General features: G+C 70.4%; 16 protein-coding genes. 9 read left to right on the plus strand and 7 right to left on the minus strand.

Features of this window, described 5'->3' with window-relative positions; translation table 11 throughout:
* Both AC1DU4_RS18900 and AC1DU4_RS18905 read left to right on the plus strand, forming a co-directional pair.
* A partial coding sequence (locus tag AC1DU4_RS18900) for an alpha/beta-hydrolase family protein (protein WP_477842347.1) occupies positions 1-189 on the plus strand: 189 nt, incomplete at its 5' end.
* 119 nt (positions 190-308) lie between these two features.
* Complete coding sequence (locus AC1DU4_RS18905) at positions 309-2,288, plus strand: carbohydrate-binding protein (RefSeq protein ID WP_477842349.1); 1,980 nt, start codon at positions 309-311, stop codon at positions 2,286-2,288.
* Here the strand turns inward: AC1DU4_RS18905 and AC1DU4_RS18910 are convergent.
* Together AC1DU4_RS18910 and AC1DU4_RS18915 are read right to left on the minus strand one after the other, a co-directional pair.
* On the minus strand, positions 2,231-3,289 hold the full coding sequence (locus tag AC1DU4_RS18910; protein WP_477842351.1) for an acyl-CoA dehydrogenase family protein: 1,059 nt from the start codon (positions 3,287-3,289) through the stop codon (positions 2,231-2,233). The two genes, AC1DU4_RS18905 and AC1DU4_RS18910, sit on opposite strands and share 58 nt — an antisense overlap.
* The gene (locus AC1DU4_RS18915; protein WP_477842353.1) at positions 3,286-3,903 is read right to left on the minus strand and encodes a TetR/AcrR family transcriptional regulator; all 618 of its coding nucleotides are present in this window, start codon (positions 3,901-3,903) and stop codon (positions 3,286-3,288) included. Before AC1DU4_RS18915 ends, AC1DU4_RS18910 begins: the two co-directional genes overlap by 4 nt.
* Before the next feature lie 68 nt (positions 3,904-3,971).
* Here AC1DU4_RS18915 and AC1DU4_RS18920 point away from each other — a divergent pair, with 68 nt between their 5' ends.
* From AC1DU4_RS18920 to AC1DU4_RS18930, 3 genes are read left to right on the plus strand one after another with little or no spacing between them, the layout of a single operon-like run.
* Positions 3,972-4,907: a patatin-like phospholipase family protein gene (locus AC1DU4_RS18920; protein ID WP_477842355.1), complete on the plus strand. Its 936-nt coding sequence runs from the start codon at positions 3,972-3,974 to the stop codon at positions 4,905-4,907.
* The gene (locus tag AC1DU4_RS18925) at positions 4,904-6,367 is read left to right on the plus strand and encodes a flavin-containing monooxygenase (RefSeq protein ID WP_477842357.1); all 1,464 of its coding nucleotides are present in this window, start codon (positions 4,904-4,906) and stop codon (positions 6,365-6,367) included. The genes AC1DU4_RS18920 and AC1DU4_RS18925 overlap by 4 nt, the downstream gene beginning before the upstream one ends.
* The gene (locus AC1DU4_RS18930; RefSeq protein ID WP_477842359.1) at positions 6,364-7,245 is read left to right on the plus strand and encodes an SDR family oxidoreductase; all 882 of its coding nucleotides are present in this window, start codon (positions 6,364-6,366) and stop codon (positions 7,243-7,245) included. The genes AC1DU4_RS18925 and AC1DU4_RS18930 overlap by 4 nt, the downstream gene beginning before the upstream one ends.
* Here the strand turns inward: AC1DU4_RS18930 and amaB are convergent.
* Positions 7,196-8,716: an L-piperidine-6-carboxylate dehydrogenase gene (gene amaB, locus AC1DU4_RS18935; protein WP_477842361.1), complete on the minus strand. Its 1,521-nt coding sequence runs from the start codon at positions 8,714-8,716 to the stop codon at positions 7,196-7,198. The two genes, AC1DU4_RS18930 and amaB, sit on opposite strands and share 50 nt — an antisense overlap.
* 62 nt (positions 8,717-8,778) lie before the next feature.
* Here amaB and AC1DU4_RS18940 point away from each other — a divergent pair, with 62 nt between their 5' ends.
* From AC1DU4_RS18940 to AC1DU4_RS18955, 4 genes are all read left to right on the plus strand, one after another.
* A complete protein-coding gene (locus AC1DU4_RS18940; protein ID WP_477842363.1) occupies positions 8,779-9,216 on the plus strand; it encodes an Lrp/AsnC family transcriptional regulator in 438 nt (145 codons plus the stop codon).
* Between the two features lie 64 nt (positions 9,217-9,280).
* Positions 9,281-10,639 carry an L-lysine 6-transaminase gene (lat, locus tag AC1DU4_RS18945; protein ID WP_477842365.1) on the plus strand — a complete coding sequence of 453 codons (1,359 nt, stop codon included), beginning with the start codon at positions 9,281-9,283 and terminating at the stop codon, positions 10,637-10,639.
* Between the two features lie 235 nt (positions 10,640-10,874).
* Positions 10,875-11,942: a lipid II:glycine glycyltransferase FemX gene (locus AC1DU4_RS18950; RefSeq protein ID WP_477842367.1), complete on the plus strand. Its 1,068-nt coding sequence runs from the start codon at positions 10,875-10,877 to the stop codon at positions 11,940-11,942.
* Positions 11,943-11,963: 21 nt separating this feature from the next.
* Complete coding sequence (locus AC1DU4_RS18955) at positions 11,964-12,770, plus strand: tyrosine-protein phosphatase (RefSeq protein WP_477842369.1); 807 nt, start codon at positions 11,964-11,966, stop codon at positions 12,768-12,770.
* On the opposite strand, the gene AC1DU4_RS18960 is transcribed toward AC1DU4_RS18955, so the two are convergent.
* The 4 genes from AC1DU4_RS18960 to AC1DU4_RS18975 all read right to left on the minus strand — a co-directional run bounded on the left by AC1DU4_RS18960 (position 12,763) and on the right by AC1DU4_RS18975 (position 16,979).
* Complete coding sequence (locus AC1DU4_RS18960) at positions 12,763-13,098, minus strand: hypothetical protein (protein WP_072843664.1); 336 nt, start codon at positions 13,096-13,098, stop codon at positions 12,763-12,765. The genes AC1DU4_RS18955 and AC1DU4_RS18960 overlap by 8 nt on opposite strands.
* Positions 13,098-13,514 carry a DUF1707 SHOCT-like domain-containing protein gene (locus AC1DU4_RS18965; RefSeq protein ID WP_477842371.1) on the minus strand — a complete coding sequence of 139 codons (417 nt, stop codon included), beginning with the start codon at positions 13,512-13,514 and terminating at the stop codon, positions 13,098-13,100. The genes AC1DU4_RS18960 and AC1DU4_RS18965 overlap by 1 nt, the downstream gene beginning before the upstream one ends.
* Positions 13,515-13,590: 76 nt before the next feature.
* Positions 13,591-15,378, minus strand: coding sequence for an acetyl/propionyl/methylcrotonyl-CoA carboxylase subunit alpha (locus AC1DU4_RS18970; RefSeq protein ID WP_477842373.1), 1,788 nt, complete (start codon positions 15,376-15,378; stop codon positions 13,591-13,593).
* Positions 15,379-15,563: 185 nt separating this feature from the next.
* Positions 15,564-16,979 (minus strand): condensation domain-containing protein, encoded by a 1,416-nt coding sequence (locus AC1DU4_RS18975; protein ID WP_477842374.1) that lies wholly within the window; start codon positions 16,977-16,979, stop codon positions 15,564-15,566.
* Position 16,980 lies beyond the last annotated feature (1 nt).

Genomic DNA, 16,980 nt, shown 5'->3' on the forward strand with positions numbered 1-16,980 from the left:
GTCTGGATACCGTTCGTGACGTTCTGGCAGATCACCGCCGACCTGCCGTTCTCCACCGGCGTTCCGGGCGGTCACGGGCACAAGTACACCGCCGAGTACGTCGACGGATGGAATGCGGTCCTGCAACCCGTGGGTCTCACCGGCGAGCAGCTCGCCACCCTCCGGACCGTCATCGGCGCCGGCGGGTAGCGGCTCCCCGTGAAGCCGTTGGACCGCAGAACAAGTGAGCTTTCCCAAGTTCCTGCGGGGACAGGCGGCGGGCGGTTATGGTCCAGCGCCCCCATCCCTCCCACACCAGGAGCAGCACAATGGCTTCCCGGACCTGCCGAGTGGCCGTGCTGACCCTGGCGCTGTGTGCCGGTGCGCCGGCCGTACCCGGCCCCGCCTTCGCGGCCGAACCTGCGCCGCTCGTATTCGTCAATCCGGGATTCGAGCAGGACATGACCGGCTGGACGTTCACCGGCGGCGCCGGCAACGGAACCAATCTGAAACACAGCGGGGCCAAGAACGCCTATCTGGACCAGGGCACCGGCTTCAGGATCGGCCAGATCGTGACGGTCCCCGCCGACGGCATGTTCGACCTGTCGGCCTGGATCGCCACGGGGGCGCCAGAGGGCACCTTCTCCGCGACGGTCAACGGGGCGGCGGCCGCGTCGGTTACCTTTGCCTCTCAGCCGATCTACTCTCGCTACACCCTCTCCCGGCTGCAGCTTCGCGCCGGAGACAGGGTCGAGATTGCCTTCGACTCGTCGCCGAACGGCTGGGTCAACATCGACGACATCACCGTGGCCCCGTCCGCCCCGAACGATCCGCGGATCGACTCGTCCGACCCCACGCTCACCGAGATGTTCAACTGGGCCAAGGCGAAGGCCAACAGCTGGGTCCAGCAACCTGGCCAGATCGGCGCGATCAACGCCGACGAGAACAACAGCTTCGGCGCCTCCGCCGCGCCCTATGCGAACACCTACTGGGCCGGCTACCCCTACCGATCGGGCTTCTACTCCCGCGACTTCGCCCACCAGGTTGCGGGCGCGCACCTGCTCGGCCTGGACGCCGCCAACAAGACCATGCTGAAGGCCTTCGCCGCCTCGGCCACCTCCGCGAACAGACACGACCCGGTCTGGTCGATCAACTTCGACGCCAAGACCTATCTGAGCGTCGACTACCGCGACCCCGGCTCCTACGTGCGGGAACTACCCGCTCCCTTCGAGCTGGCCCAGAAACTCCACGAGGCCTACCGCCAGACCGGCGACACCGACTACCTGACCGACCCGACGCTGAGCGACTACGCCGAGAACACCGTCACCAAGTTCGTCGAGCAGCACCCCGGCCCGCTCGACCACGGCGACGTGTTGGTCGCTCAGGCGACGAGCGGCGACATGTTTGCCGGTACCGCCAGCTACAACGAGGCCGGCTGGGACTTCTTCGCCGAGTCGGGGGATGCGATCGGTGCGCAGTACCGGGCGTACCTGGCGGCCGCGGGGCTGGCCTCCGCCCGGGGCGACGCCGCCGGCGCCGCGAGATTCACCGCAGACGCCGCCGCGTTGAAGGAGTACTACAACACCACGTGGAGCGTCGACACCGCGACGTCGAGCGTGGACCCCGCCAGACCCGGCGAGGTGGTCCGGGCCTATCGGATCAACGGCTGGCCGGTCACCGGGTGGGGCAAGGAGAACAGCTGGTTCATGCCGCTCACGGGCATCATGGATCCGGGCCAACGCCGTGACGACTACCTCGCCTTCATCGACTCCCAGGCCTCCGGCGACGGCGCGCCCGCCAACCTCGAGGCGCAGACCTACCTGCCGGACACCTTCTTCGCCAACAACGCCGACGACACCGCCTGGAAGTGGATGCAGAACGTCTACCGCAGGATCGGCGACGTCCACTCCACCGGCAAGCTGGTGAACGGCGACTACCCCGAGGTCGCCTTCACCCTGGTCAGCCAGACCGTCAACGGTCTGCTCGGCGTCGCGCCCGACGCCCCGAACGGTGCGGTGACCACCACCTCGCACCTGCCGGCCGGCGTCGACTGGCTGGAGGTCGCCTCGATCCCCCTGGGCGAGTCGACCTTCACCCTCCGCCACGACGGGCTGACGAAGTCGGCGCTCACCAACACCGGGGCCGACCCCCTGACGTGGATCGCGCAGTTCCCCGGCGCGCACTCCACGCTGGTGGTGAACGGCGCAACCCAGCCGGCCGAGACCACGGTGATCGACGGCCGCACCGTCAGCTACGTCGAGGTGGCGGTTGCCCCCGGCGCGGCGGCCACCGTCGAAGTGTCCGGCTGAAGGGTGCCGAGCAACGCCGCACGCATCTGCGGCCTCGACGCCGCCACCAGCGTGAAGGTCGCCTCGCGCATCAACCGTTCCGCGGTGGACCCGCTCACCGCCGCGGAGCTGCCCGTCGCGGTCACCAGCGCGGCGGCGGCCCGGATCGCGAGCTCCGACGCCTGCGCCCGTGCCGCGAAGAGGTCGAAACGGCCACCGAGCGCGGCATCGAGGTTCGCCCTGACGGCGGCCGCCTCCGATGCGAACCCGGCGGTGTCGACGCCGCGCTCGCCGAGCTCGGTGAGGCAGCGCCGGGCGACGCCCATCGCCATGCACGCGTTGAGCCAGGACCCGAATCCCTGACCCGCGGCGAACTCGTCCGGGGTGACCACCCTGCTCACCCGCTCGTCCGGCACCTCGAAACCGTCGAACCGCAGCCGGACGGTGTTGCTGCCGCGGGCGGCGATCAGCGGTAGCTCCTCCACCGACACACCCTGGCCGCCGGTCGCGTCGACGACGGCATGCACGATCGAATCGTCGAACTCGTCGCGGGCGCTCAGCTGCAAGATGTCCATGATGCCCCAGCCGGTCACGAAGGGCGCGACGCCGTCGAGCACGTACCCACCGTCGACGCGGCGCGCGTACAGCAGCGGTGGCTGCGGGATGGCGCCGGCGAAGGCGACGCCCGCCCGGACCGATCCGTCCATCACGCCGTCCCAGTACCGTTCGCGCAGATCATGATTCGGACTCGAGGCCAGCCCGGCGACCGCGCCGTGGTGCTGCATCCAGGTGAAGCTGGTGGCGAGGCAGCCGCCGCACAGTGTCTCCACCACCTCGACGAGGTCGTCGATCCCGAGACCCGGTCCGCCGACGTCGGGTGGCGCCGCCATCGCGTAGAAGCCCGCGTCGGCCAGCGCCTCGAAGTGGCTCACGGGAATCTCGCCGTCGGCGTCGACGCTGTCCGCGGCCGGGAACAGCACGTCGTCGGCGATGTCCTGCGCGAGCTTCTGCCAGTTCGTCACGCCTGTGAGGGTAGATCCGCGGAGCCGTCTGCGGTGAGAAGCGCGCGGAGGCTGCGGGTGATGATGCCGGTCGAGATGGTCGGGTCGACGGCGCGCTGGATACCGAGGCCGACGCCCATGCTCAGCATGCTGGTCGCCGCGTCGTCCACCGACATCGGCAGGGTGATCTCGCCGGACTCCACCAGCGCACCGAGCACTGCGGCGACGATGCCGCGAGCCATTCCGAGACTGGACACGAGCGCGGCCCGCAGCTCCGGGTCGTGGCGCGCGAGCACGATGAACTCGAACTCGAGCGTCGTCCAGCCGACGTCGCCGAGCGTGCGCTCGGCCCAGGTCTCGAACGCCGCCAGCCGTTCCTCCAGCGGCGTCTGCCGTGACATCACCTCGGCCACCTCGGCGCCCTTGGTGACGTGGATCAGCTGGAGCACCTCGAGGCACAGCTCGTTCTTGTTGCGGAAGTTCGAGTACACCGCGCCCTTGGAGTAGCCGGCCTCCTCGGCGACCTTCTCGAGCGAGGTCGCGGCGAACCCGTCGGCGAGAAACAGGTCGCGGGCGGTCGCGATCAGGTTGGTCCTGGTCTGGGCCTGACTTTCCGACCTGGTCAAACGCGCCATCTGCGGTCCTCTCGGGAAATCTCAGCTTTGGTATACCGATCGTATCCAAATACTGTTAGTTTCTGAATATGACTTCGAGTGACACACATCTCCGCCGTGGCCTCGTCATCGGCTGCGGCGGAACCCTCGGCGCGGCCTGGACCGTCGCGGCGCTGGTGGCGGTCCGCGACAGCCTCGGCTGGGACCCCCGCGAGGCCGACGTTCTCGTCGGCACCTCGGCGGGCGCGGAACTGGTCACCATGCTCGGCAGCGGGGTGGGCGTGGACGAGATTCTGGCCATGCAGCTGGGGGAGCAGCCGACCCACCCGGCGCTGCGCGGGCACCTCGCGGACGCGCCCGGCCGGATGCCACCGCTGCCCCGACTCGGCGTGGGCTCGCCGACGCTCGTCCGCGCGGGCCTGCGCCGCGAGGTGGCGCCCGCGACGGCGCTGAGCGGACTGCTGCCGACCGGCGGGGGCGACGCGTCCTGGCTGCACCGGCTCGCGGTGGGGCTGAACCCCGACCGTGACTGGGTCCCGCACCCCGCGACCTGGCTGGTCGCGATGGACTACGACACCGGCGGCCGCATCGCGTTCGGCTCGCCCGGCGCGCCGGAAGCGACACTCTCACAGGCGCTTCGCGCGTCCTGGGCGATACCGGGCTGGATGCCGCCGGTGTGGATCGGGGGTCGGCGCTACGTCGACGGCGGCGCGGCCTCGACCGCCTCCGCGGACCTCCTCGCCCCGCTCGAACTCGACGAACTGGTGGTGCTGGCCCCGATGGCCTCCACCGGCCCCGTGCGAGCCCGCGGCGCCGCCCGTGCAGAACGACTGGTCCTGCGGAGCTGGATGAGCGCGGGCCTGGACGCGGAGGTCGCCGCCGTCGAGGCGACGGGAACCCGGGTCGTCCGGCTCGACGCGACCGCCGAGGACCTGGCCGTGATGGGCCCGAACTTCATGGACGACCGCAGGCGCCTGGCCACCCTGGAGGCCGCCCTGCGCACGACTCGAAAGGCACTCGTATGACACAGGCGCAGCACTTCGAGGTGATCGTTGTCGGGGCCGGTATCTCCGGCATCGGCGCCGGGATCACCCTGCGGCGGATGGGGATCACGGACTTCGCGATCCTCGAGAAGGGCGATTCGCTCGGCGGCACCTGGCGCGACAACGACTATCCCGGGTGCGCCTGCGACGTCCCGTCCGGGCTGTACTCGTTCTCGTTCGCGCCGAATCCGGAGTGGAGCAGGCTGTTCGCGGGTCAGGACGAGATCCGCCGCTACATCGACCGCACCGCCGCCGAACACGGGGTCGACGCGCACGTGCGCCTCGGCACCGAGCTGGTCCGCGCGGACTGGGACGAGTCGGCCCACCGCTGGGTGCTGCAGACCTCGAGCGGCACGCTCACCGCGAACTCCGTGGTCGCGGCCGTCGGCCCCTGGAACGAACCACTGGTGCCGCCGATCCCCGGCCTGGACACGTTCGGCGGCAAGGTGTTTCATTCCTCACGCTGGGACCACGACTACGACCTGGCGGGCAAGCGCGTGGCGGTCGTCGGCACCGGCGCCTCCGCGGTGCAGTTCGTGCCCGCGATCGCACCGAGTGTGGGGGAGCTGCACCTCTACCAACGCACCGCGCAGTGGGTGCTGCCGAAGCCGGACCACCACGTGCCACGGGCGGAACGCTGGGTGATGCGCCGGATTCCGGGCGCGCACCGCGCCCTGCGCGCGATCGAGTACTCGATCATGGAGGCGCTCGGGCTCGGGTTCCGGCACCCGTGGATCCTGCGGATCGTGCAGCAGATCGGCAAGGCGCAGCTGCGTGCCCAGGTCCGCGACCCCGGGCTGCGCAAGGCCCTCACGCCCGACTACACCCTCGGCTGCAAGCGCCTGCTGCTGTCGAACACCTACCTGCCGGCGCTGACCCGGTCCAACGTCGAGGTGCACCCCAACGCGGTCGCCTCCGTCCGGGGCAACACGGTGGTCGGGGCCGACGGTGCCGAGCGGGAGGTCGACGCGATCATCCTCGGCACCGGCTTCCACATCCTCGACATGCCGATCGGCGGCAGGATCTTCGACGGCGAGGGCCGCAGCCTCGACGAGCACTGGAAGGGCAGCCCGCAGGCCTATCTCGGCACCACGATCGCCGGGTTCCCCAATGCCTACGTGCTGCTGGGCCCGGCACTCGGCACCGGCCACACCTCGGCGTTCATGATCCTCGAGGCGCAGCTGGGCTACCTGGCGAAGGCGATCGCCGCGGCCAGGGACGGCAACTGGACCCGGATGGAGACCCGCCCGGAGGTTCAGGCGGCCTTCAACGCCGAGGTGCAGCAGGCGCTCGCATCCACCGTCTACAACGCCGGTGGATGCCAGAGTTACTTCCTGGACGTCAACGGGCGCAACAGCTTCAACTGGCCGTGGTCCACCGCGCGGATGAAGACCAGGCTCGGCGAGTTCGACGAGCGCGCCTACGAGATGGAGACCCGGTGAAGTACCCCGGGATCGACCTGCGCGGAGCCGTCGTCCTGATCACCGGAGCGGGGCGCGGCATCGGCCGCTCCACCGCGCACGCCATGGCCGCGCGCGGCGCCAGGGTCGCGGTCGCCGACCTCGATCGTGCCGCGGCCGACGAGGTGGTGGCCGAGATCGGTTCGGCGGCGCGGGCGTACACGCTGGACGTGCGGACCAGGGCGTCGTGGGACGCCTGCGTGACGGCGGTGACGGCCGACCTCGGGCCCGTCGACGTGCTGGTCGGCAACGCCGGGGTGATGCCGGTCGCGCCGTTCCTGGAGGAGCCGGACGAGATCGGCGAGGCCACGATCGACGTGAACGTGTGGGGGCTGATCCACGGCATGCGGGCGGTGACCCCGGCGATGATCACCCGCGGCCGCGGCCATATCGTCAATGTCGCGTCGCTCGCGGGCAAGGTCGCGATTCCGGGGCTGGCCGTGTACAACGCCAGCAAGTTTGCGGCCGTGGGACTCTCGTCGACGGCCCGCCTCGAGTTCGCCGAGCACGGGGTCAGCGTGTCCACCGTGCTGCCCAGCGCGGTCCGCACCACGCTGACCTCCGGGCTTCCCCTGGGCAGGGGACTGCCGACGGTCGACCCGGAGGACATCGCGGCGGCGGTCGTGCGCACGGTGTCGACGCGGCGGGCACAGACTCCGGTGCCCGGATACCTGGCCGCACTGGACGTCGGCCTGGCGCTGGCCCCCGAACCGCTGATCACCCTGGTGCGCCGGGTGATCGGCGGAAACCGGGCGGTGACGTCCGTCGACCCGGCAGGACGGGCTGACTACGAGGATCGGGTGAAGTCGATCACCCGAACTTCACCCCCTGCGCGAGGGGTAGCTGATCGGAGTAGTTGACGGTGTTGGTGGCGCGCCGCATGTAGGCCTTCCACGCATCGGATCCCGACTCGCGGCCGCCCCCGGTCTCCTTCTCGCCGCCGAACGCGCCGCCGATCTCCGCGCCGGAGGTGCCGATGTTCACGTTGGCGATCCCGCAGTCGGAGCCGTCCGCCGCGAGGAACCGCTCGGCCTCGCGCTGGTCGGTGGTGAAGATCGAGGACGAAAGCCCCTGCGGCACATCGTTGTGCAGCGCGATCGCCTCGTCGAGGGTCTCGTAGGTGAGCACGTACAGGATGGGGGCGAAGGTCTCCTCGCGCACCACCGCGGTCTGCGCGGGCATCCGGACCAGCGCGGGGGAGACGTAGTGGCCGCCGCCCGACTCCACCCGTTCGCCGCCGCACACCAGGGTGCCGCCGTCGGCCCGGGCCTTGTCCAGCGCGGCCGTCATGGCCTCCCAGGACCGTTCGCGGATCAGCGGACCGACGAGGGTGTCCGCCTCGAGCGGGTTGCCGACCCGGAGTTGCCGGTAGGCGGAAGCGACCCGCTCGATCGTCTCGTCGGCGACCGAGGAGTGCACGATCAGCCGACGCAGGCTGGTGCAGCGCTGGCCGGCAGTCCCGGCTGCGGAGAACACGATCCCGCGCACGGCCAGGTCGAGATCCGCGGACGGCGCGACCACGGCCGCGTTGTTGCCGCCGAGCTCGAGCAGGCATCGACCGAGGCGTTGCGCGACCCGCGGCCCGACCGCCCGGCCCATCCGGACCGACCCGGTCGCGCTGACCAGGGCGACCCGCGGGTCGTCGACGAGTTGCTCGCCGACCGGCCCGGCGCCGAGGACCAGGCGATGGACCCCGGCCGGCGCACCCACGTCCTCGGCGGCCCGGCGCAGCAACGCATCACACGCGATCGCGGTGAGCGGCGTCAGCTCGGACGGCTTCCAGACCACGGTGTCGCCGCAGACCAGGGCGAGTGCGGTGTTCCAGGACCACACCGCCACGGGGAAGTTGAACGCGGAGATCACCGCGACCACACCGAGCGGGTGCCAGGTCTCCATCAGGCGGTGGCCCGCGCGCTCCGACGGCATCGTGCGGCCGTACAACTGCCGGGACAAGCCGACCGCGAACTCGCAGACGTCGATCATCTCCTGCACCTCGCCGAGCGCCTCGGAGGTGATCTTCCCCGCCTCGAGCGTGACGAGGGCCGCGAGGTCCGACTTGTGCTCGGTCAGCAGTTCGCCGAGCCGCCGGACCAGCGCGCCGCGCTGCGGTGCCGGCACCGTCCGCCACCGGAGGAAGGCGTCGTGCGCGTCGGCGACGGCGTCGGTGACCTGCGCCGGTGTGGTCGGCGTCAACCGGCACAGGACGCCGCCGGTGATCGGGGTGCGGGCCGTCAGCGCGCCGTCGGGGGCGGGATGGTCGTCGCGGGCCCCGCACGCGGCCAGCGCCGCCTCGGCCCGGGTCCGCAGGTTGTCGGTGTCGGGAAGGATCATGTCGGTGTCCTTTCGTCGCGTGGGTGCGCCGAGACCAGTGTGCGCTGAGTTAGCCTGCGCGGGTGCCGGAGAAACTGGACGAGACGGACGCCCTGCTGGTTCGTGAGCTGATCGCGGACGGGCGGGCGACCCTGTCGACGCTTGCGGAGAAGGCGGGGCTGTCGGTCTCGGCGGTGCAGTCGCGGGTACGCCGACTCGAGGCGCGAGGAGTGATCCGCGGCTACACGGCGAAGGTGGACCCGGAGGCCGTCGGGCACGGTCTGTCCGCGTTCGTCGCGATCACCCCCTTCGATCCGTCCGGCCCGGACGACGCTCCCGCCCGGCTCGAGCACCTGCCCGAGATCGAGGCGTGCCACTCGGTGGCGGGGGAGGACAGCTACGTGCTGCTGGTGCGGGTGGCGTCCCCGCGGGCGCTCGAGGCGTTGCTGCAGAAGATCCGGGTGACGGCCAACGTGCAGACCCGCAGCACCATCATCTTGCAGACATTTTACGATCGGTAGCGTCCAGGCCGTCATATTTCCTGTGGGATGGTCAATTTCACGTAAATGCGCCTATCCTGGGCGGATGAGCACCGCGATGTGGTCATCCGAGTCGTCCGCGGGTCTGCCCGCGGACCGGGTGCTCGCGGTGCTGCGGGAGAGCCTGCTGGTCGACGGTTTCGACCTGGTTCTCGACCTCGACCGCTCGCACGGACGCCTGCTTGTCGACCTCCGCGACGGCACCGAGTACCTCGACATGTTCGGCTTCTTCGCCTCCTCCGCGCTGGGCGTGAATCACCCGGACCTCGCCGAGGACGAGGGATTCCGCGCCGAACTGGCCGCCGCCGCAGTGAACAAGCCGAGCAACTCCGACGTCTACACGGTGCCGATGGCGAGGTTCGTGCAGACCTTCGTGCGGGTGCTGGGCGACCCGGCGCTGCCGCACCTGTTCTTCGTCGACGGCGGGGCGCTGGCCGTCGAGAACGCGCTCAAGGTCGCCTTCGACTGGAAGAGCCGGCACAACGAGGCGCGCGGGATCGACCCCGCGCTCGGCACCCGGGTACTGCACCTGACCCACGCCTTCCACGGTCGCACCGGCTACACGATGTCGCTGACCAACACCGACCCCGGCAAGGTGGCGCGGTTCCCCAAGTTCGACTGGCCCCGGATCGATGCCCCCTACCTCGAACCCGGCCGGGACGTGGCGGCCGCCGAGGCGCGCGCACTGTCGCAGGCGCGCCGCGCGTTCGACGAACATCCCCACGACATCGCCTGCTTCCTGGCCGAACCGATCCAGGGCGAGGGCGGCGACCACCACTTCCGCCCTGAGTTCCTGCAGGCGATGGCGGCGTTGTGCCGGCGCCGCGACGCGCTGTTCGTGCTCGACGAGGTGCAGACCGGTGTCGGCATGACCGGAACGGCCTGGGCGTACCAGCAACTCGGCCTCGACCCCGACGTGGTCGCGTTCGGGAAGAAGACTCAGGTGTGCGGGGTGATGGCCGGCGGGCGGGTGGACGAGGTGCGGGACAACGTGTTCCGGGTCTCGTCCCGCATCAACTCCACCTGGGGCGGCAACCTGACGGACATGGTCCGGTCCCGGCGAATTCTCGAGGTGATCGAGCGGGACCGGTTGATCGACCGGGCGCGACTGCTGGGCTCGCACCTGCTGGGTCGGCTGGACTGGCTGGCCGCCAGGCATGAATGCGTCACCGATCCGCGCGGTCGCGGACTGATGTGCGCGGTGACGCTGGACTCGCCGGCACACCGCGACGCGGTGCTCACCGAACTGCGCGAACGCGAACAAGTGCTGATCCTGGGCACGGGGGAGCGGGGGATCAGGTTCAGGCCGCCGCTGACCGTCACCGCCGCTGAGCTCGACGATGCGGTCGACGCTCTGGACCGGGTGCTGACCTCGTCAGTCGATGCCGACCGGTCGTGGCACTGACTCCTGCCGACTGGCCCACACACAGCGTGCGGTGAGCCCACCAGCTGGTTGTCGCCCGCGTGGTTTGCTTGACGGTTGCTGGTTGATTTCACCCTCGAATTCATTCCCGCCAGGGGCGGGCCTTGTGCATAATCCAGCAGTTGGCTGGGTTCGGCGTCAAGGGGTGTGACTAGTTGCTTTCGTTTGCTAAAGATTTACGGTTCCGTGGTGTCCGGCGAGACGGGTGGGTTGCGTCGTGACCGTGCGGATGGCGGACCCGTCCGAAGTCGAGGGCTGGGACGACCTGATCGTCGCGAACCCCGACGGTGGTGACGTCTGGCGCAGTCGCGACTACGCGGAGCAGAAGCGGTTCAACGGCTACCACCCCGTGCACCTCATGGTCGACGGACTCGCTGTGACCGTTCTCGAGAAGCGGGTCGTGGCGCTCGGGAAGCTCTGGTACCTGCCGGGAGGACCCGGTGTGGTCGGCATCGACGGGGTGATCTCGGTTGTCGACCTGCTCGCGGAGTTCGCCCGAGCCCAGGGCGTCTTTGCCGTGAAGATCGAGCCCAAGATCAGGTTCGGCGACGTGGAACGCGACCAGCTCCTCGCTCGGGGTTTCCGGGCCGCTCGTTCCATCGCGCCAAATTCGTCGACGATTGTGCTCGACATCTCCGGAGAGCCGACGGAGGTGATGTCGCGGTTCAGTACCAGGGCCAGGCGCTGGATCAGGCGGGCCGAGCGCGACGGGGTGCGCGTCGACCGGGTGCCGGCGACCCCTGCCAACTGCCGCCTCGTGTTCGACCTGCTCTCCGATACCGCGAAGGGTCGCTTCGGGATTCGGAGCTACGAGTACTACGAGGAGTTCTGGGGGCGTTACGAGTCGTCCGGGAACGGCCAGTTGTTCGTCGCCCGCCTCGAGGGCGAGGTGATGGCGGGCGGGTTTGCGATGAAGTTGGGGCGCAACGCGTACTACATGAACGGGGCCTCGGTGCGTAAGCGCGAGGACTCCTCCGCGCAGAGCGGACTCGGTGCGCACGGCGTCGGGCATGCCGTTCAGTGGGCGATGATCGAGTGGGCCCGGGAGTCCGGATGCGTCCGATACGACATGGGTGGGACACCGCCCGCGGCGTTCGCCGACGACAAGGCGCACCCGTTCCACGGGATCGGCCAGTTCAAGCAGAGCTTCAGCTACGACATCGTCGACTACCTGGGCACTTACGACCTGCCGCTGAGCCGGGCCAGGTACGCGCTGTGGCAAACAGTCCTGGAGCGGGAGGCCCGCCGCTTCACGATGATCGTCCGCAAGGACTACTACTGGTGAGCGTGGATTAGCCTGCTGGGTATGAGCATCACACCCATCACGGGAGCGGCAGTCCCGATCCCCTCCGTGCCCAACCTGCGCGACATCGGCGGCTATCCGACAGCGGAAGGGTCCCGGGTTCGGACCGGCGTCGTCTACCGGTCGACCGACCTCGGGCGCGTCGCCGACGGTGACGTCGCCGCGCTGGACGCCCTCGGCATCGCCACGGTCTTCGACCTGCGGACCGAGGCCGAGCGAGAGGTGCTGCCCGACCGGGCCCCGAGCGGTGCGAAGGAGGTGGCGCTGGACGTCTTCGCGGACGCGGACCAGAGCGCGGCCCCGGCGATGATGCAGCACATCCTCACTGACCCGAAGGTGGCGGAGGAGTTGCTCGGCACGGGCGACACCAACGAATTCCTGCTCAAGGTCTACGGGGACTTCGTCACCCTGCCCAGCGCAATCGTGGCCTACCGCACGTTGTTCACGGACCTGGCGCGGGCGCAGAACACGCCGGCGCTGATCCACTGCACCACCGGCAAGGACCGGACGGGCTGGGCGACCGCGTCCCTGCTGCTGTTCCTCGGGGTCAGCAAGGAGGACGCGTTCGCGGACTACCTGCTGACCAACGAGCAGCTGCTGCCGGCCCTCGCGCCGGTCTTCGACAAGTTCCGTGCCGCGGGCGGCAACCCCGATCTGCTGCTGCCGATCCTCGGCGTCCGCAGGGCCTACCTCGAGGCCGCGCTCGAGCAGCTCCACGCCAGCTTCGGAGACGTCGAGGGCTACTTCGCGGACGGCCTGGGAATCTCGGCGGCCGACCGGGATGCGTTGCGCGCCAACCTGCTCACGTAACCGTCAACTCCAGCGCGCCCTCGGCGAACCGGCGGATCACGGTCGTCGCGGTACCCAGCGCATCCTCGTGCCCGGGACGGGCCCAGCCGGCCAGCACGGCCCTGGGTCCGTCCAGGGTCAGGCCCACCTCGGCGAGCAGTTCGCCGGTGTTCGGCTGGCACACCGCCCACGAGTAGTGCTCGTCGGCCGCCCACTGCGCGGTGCGGGTGGCGACGTAGTCCGGGTCGTCGATCCCGCCGTCGGCGAGCGCCGGCCGGTCGTCGACCCGTTCGTCGGCGCGCAGCGCCCGCAGGTACCAGGCGCCGGCGTTGACCTCGATCGGTTCCATCAGTTGCGGTCCTCTCGGTCGTTGCGCCGATCACGACGCCGGCGTTCCTTGCGTTCGCGGTCGGTTCCGAAGAGCAGTGCGCCCGCCGCGGGGACGGCCAGGAACCACAGCCAGCTGCCGGTGACGAAGAACAGGACCAGCGCGGCGATCGGGATGACGGCCATCGCCCGTCCGGACCAGTCCGGCTGGAATCGTCGGGCCGGTTCGGCGGGCGCGGGGGAGCCGGGGCCCGCCGTGGCCGGGAGGTCCGCGAACACCCGATCGATCTGGCCGCGGGTGGTGGCCGCGGCGACCTGACTGCTGCGTTCGTCGAACTCGGTGACAGTCAGCCGACCGTCGCTGAAGTGGCGGCTCAACGCCTCGAGCGCCTGTTCGCGTTCGGTGGTGCCGATGCGGATCTCGGGAACCTCTGCCATGGGAACAGGATAGTGCGCACACAGCACAGCGCCCCCGGTTGGCTGGGCAACCGGGGGCGCTGTGAGAGTGCTTGTGCTACTTGAGCTCAGCGAGCACGGTGCCCTGGGTGATGGCGGCGCCCGGCTCGACGGCCAGTCCGGTCACGATGCCGGCCTTGTGCGCGTTGACGGGGTTCTCCATCTTCATGGCCTCGAGCACGGCGATCAGATCGCCCTCGGCGACCTCCTGGCCCTCCTCGACGGCGACCTTGACGACGGTGCCCTGCATGGGGGCCGTCACGGCGTCACCCGACGCCGCTCCGCCCGCGCCGCCACCACGCTTGCGCGGCTTCGGCTTCTTGCGGGTGGCGCCGTTGGCGGATCCGCCACCGCCGAGCGAGAACTGACCGGGCAGCGACACCTCGACGCGGCGTCCGCCGACCTCGACGACGACGGCCTGACGCGGCAGGGCCTCGTCCTCCTCGAGCGCCTCACCGGCGGTGTACGGCTCGACGGTGTTGTTCCACTCGTTCTCGATCCACTTCGTGTAGACGTCGAAGCTCTCGCCGTTGCCGATGAACGCGGGGTCCTCGACGATGGCGCGGTGGAACGGGATGACCGTCGCGAGGCCCTCGACGTGGAACTCGGCCAGCGCGCGGCGGGCGCGGGCGAGGGCCTGGTCGCGGGTGGCGCCGGTGACGATCAGCTTGGCCAGCATCGAGTCGAACTGGCCGCCGATGACGGAGCCGGACTCGACGCCGGAGTCCATGCGGACGCCGGGGCCGGTCGGGGGCACGAACTTGGTGACCGGGCCGGGGGCGGGCAGGAAGCCGCGGCCGGCGTCCTCGCCGTTGATCCGGAACTCGAAGGAGTGGCCGCGCGGTGCGGGATCCTCGGTGAACTCCAGCTCCTCGCCGTTGGCGATCTTGAACTGCTGGAGCACGAGGTCGATGCCCGCGGTCTCCTCGGTGACCGGGTGCTCGACCTGCAGGCGGGTGTTGACCTCGAGGAACGAGACGGTGTCGCCCTGCACGAGGAACTCGACCGTGCCGGCGCCGTAGTAGCCGGCCTCCTTGCAGATGGCCTTCGAGGAGCTGTGGATCCGGGCGCGCTGGTCGTCGGTGAGGAACGGCGCGGGCGCCTCCTCGACCAGCTTCTGGAAGCGGCGCTGCAGCGAGCAGTCGCGGGTGCCCGCGACGATGACGTTGCCGTGCTGGTCGGCGATGACCTGGGCCTCGACGTGGCGGGCCTTGTCGAGGTACTGCTCGACGAAGCACTCGCCGCGGCCGAAGGCGGCGATCGCCTCGCGGGTGGCGGAGTCGAAGAGCTCGGGGATCTCCTCGATGGTGTGGGCGACCTTCATGCCGCGGCCACCGCCACCGAAGGCGGCCTTGATCGCGACCGGGACGCCGTACTGCTTGGCGAACTCGACGACCTCGTCGGCGTTCTTGACGGGGTCCTTGGTGCCGGCGGCCATCGGGGCCTTGGCGCGCTCGGCGATGTGCCGGGCGGTGACCTTGTCGCCGAGGTCGCGGATGGACTGCGGCGAGGGGCCGATCCAGATCAGCCCGGCGTCGATGACGGCCTGGGCGAAGTCGGCGTTCTCGGAGAGGAAGCCGTAGCCGGGGTGGATGGCGTCGGCGCCGGACTTGCGTGCCGCGTCGAGGATCTTGTCGAAGACGAGGTACGACTCGGCGGACGTCTGGCCGCCGAGGGCGAACGCCTCGTCGGCAAGGCGCACGAAGGGCGCATCCGCGTCCGGCTCGGCGTAGACGGCGACGCTGGCCAGGCCTGCGTCCGCTGCCGCCCTGATCACCCGGACTGCGATCTCGCCGCGGTTGGCGACGAGCACCTTGGTGATGTGCGCGCTGGCATGACTGGGCACTGAGCCTCCTGTTGGTCGCATGGGAAACCGCGTCGGTCCCCCGGCCGGGGTCGTTGCCCGGCAGGTATGGACGGGCGTCTGTTGGGAGTGTATGCACCGTCCAGGACGCCGATGTAATTGGATAGCCAATTCACACTAGCGGCTCTCGGGAGGCAGCAAACACTACTGACAAGTAGTTCTCGAGCCTAGCGGTGGAGCGGTTCGCCGAGCGCGCAACTGCCGGTCCCGACGACCTCCTCCAACCGGATCCGCAGGCGGGCGAGGTAGCGGTGCACGTTGGCGGTCGCGACGTCGGTGTTCGGGTACCGCGCCGCGATGTTGACCCCCAGCGGGGTGCGGTTGATCCAGATGTAGACGGAGTCGTCGTACTGCTTGCTGCGAAGCGCGCGGGCGTTCCACTCCGACCAGCGGGAGGCGGACGGCGCAAACCTGACGTCCATGTACGAGACCACGAACCGCGGCCGCGCGCCCCGGCCCAGGACCTCGCAGACCCGGTCGAAGGGGACCTTCGACGAGTCCTTGGCGGCCGCGATCTGCTGGGCGGCCCGGCCGGCCAGCTCGCCGAACGACCGCGCCCCGCGGACGTCGAAGCTGATCGGACCGATACCCACGTACCAGCCGACCGATGCCGCGGCGTAGGGGTCGCTGCGGGTGTGCATCGGGGTGACGGTGTCGAAGCGGTCCTCGCCGGCGAGTTCGGCGCCCACCAGGCCCAGACAGGCCAGGGCGCCCGCAAAGAAGCTGTGCCCGACCTTCCGGCAGGCGACGGCGAAGGCGTCCGCGGCCTCGGCGTCGAGCACCCAGGCCGACAGGGCGCCCTGCGGCACCGGCCCGGCCGGCCGGTCGCCGAGTTCGAGCGGGAACCGCGGCAGCCGGCCGTCGTTGCGGTCGAGCGCCTCCCGCCACGAGCGCACGACGGGCGCGGCGGCGTCGAGGTCGGCGGCGTCCTCACGTTCGCGCACGCCGTAGTCGAGGTAGCTGCCCACCGGGAACAGGCCCGCGGCGGGACCGCCCTGTTCCTGCCGGTACAGCGCCTCGATCGCGTGCGCGATCAGCACGATGGTCAGGCCGTCGATGATCGCGTGGTCGGCGGCGAAGTAGACGGTGAAGCCGTCGTCGGGGTCCGGGGCCGCGACGGTCGCGAAGGCGAACGCGGGCCACGACAGGGGGGAGGTGGCGCGGTCGAACAGTTCGTGCAGGTGCTCGAAGATCACGGCCGAGGACCGGTGGCCGTGGGTGAGCGGGCGCACCGAGACCACGCCGCCGTCGAAGGTCTGCCGGCTGAGCCTGCCGGTGGCGGGTTCGACCTCGGCGTGGCTGCGCAGCGCCTCGTGCCGGTCGATCCAGACCCGCAGCGCCCGCCCGAACGCGGCCTCGTCGAGCGGGCCGGCCACGGTGAACGCGGTGCCGAGCCAGGACTCGTGCCCCGGCCCGGTGTGGGTGGCCGCCTCGCGCAGGCGGGCCGCCTGGACGAACGAGGCGGGCCGGGGGTCGTCGTACCAGGGTGCGGCGGACGAAGCGGCCGGGGGACCGACCGTGGGCAGCCATTCGGTGAGGGTGCCCGGGGAGACGGGGTAGTCGGCGAGTTCAGTAAATTCCATT

This window comes from Rhodococcus sp. P4_F5 (assembly GCF_056401315.1).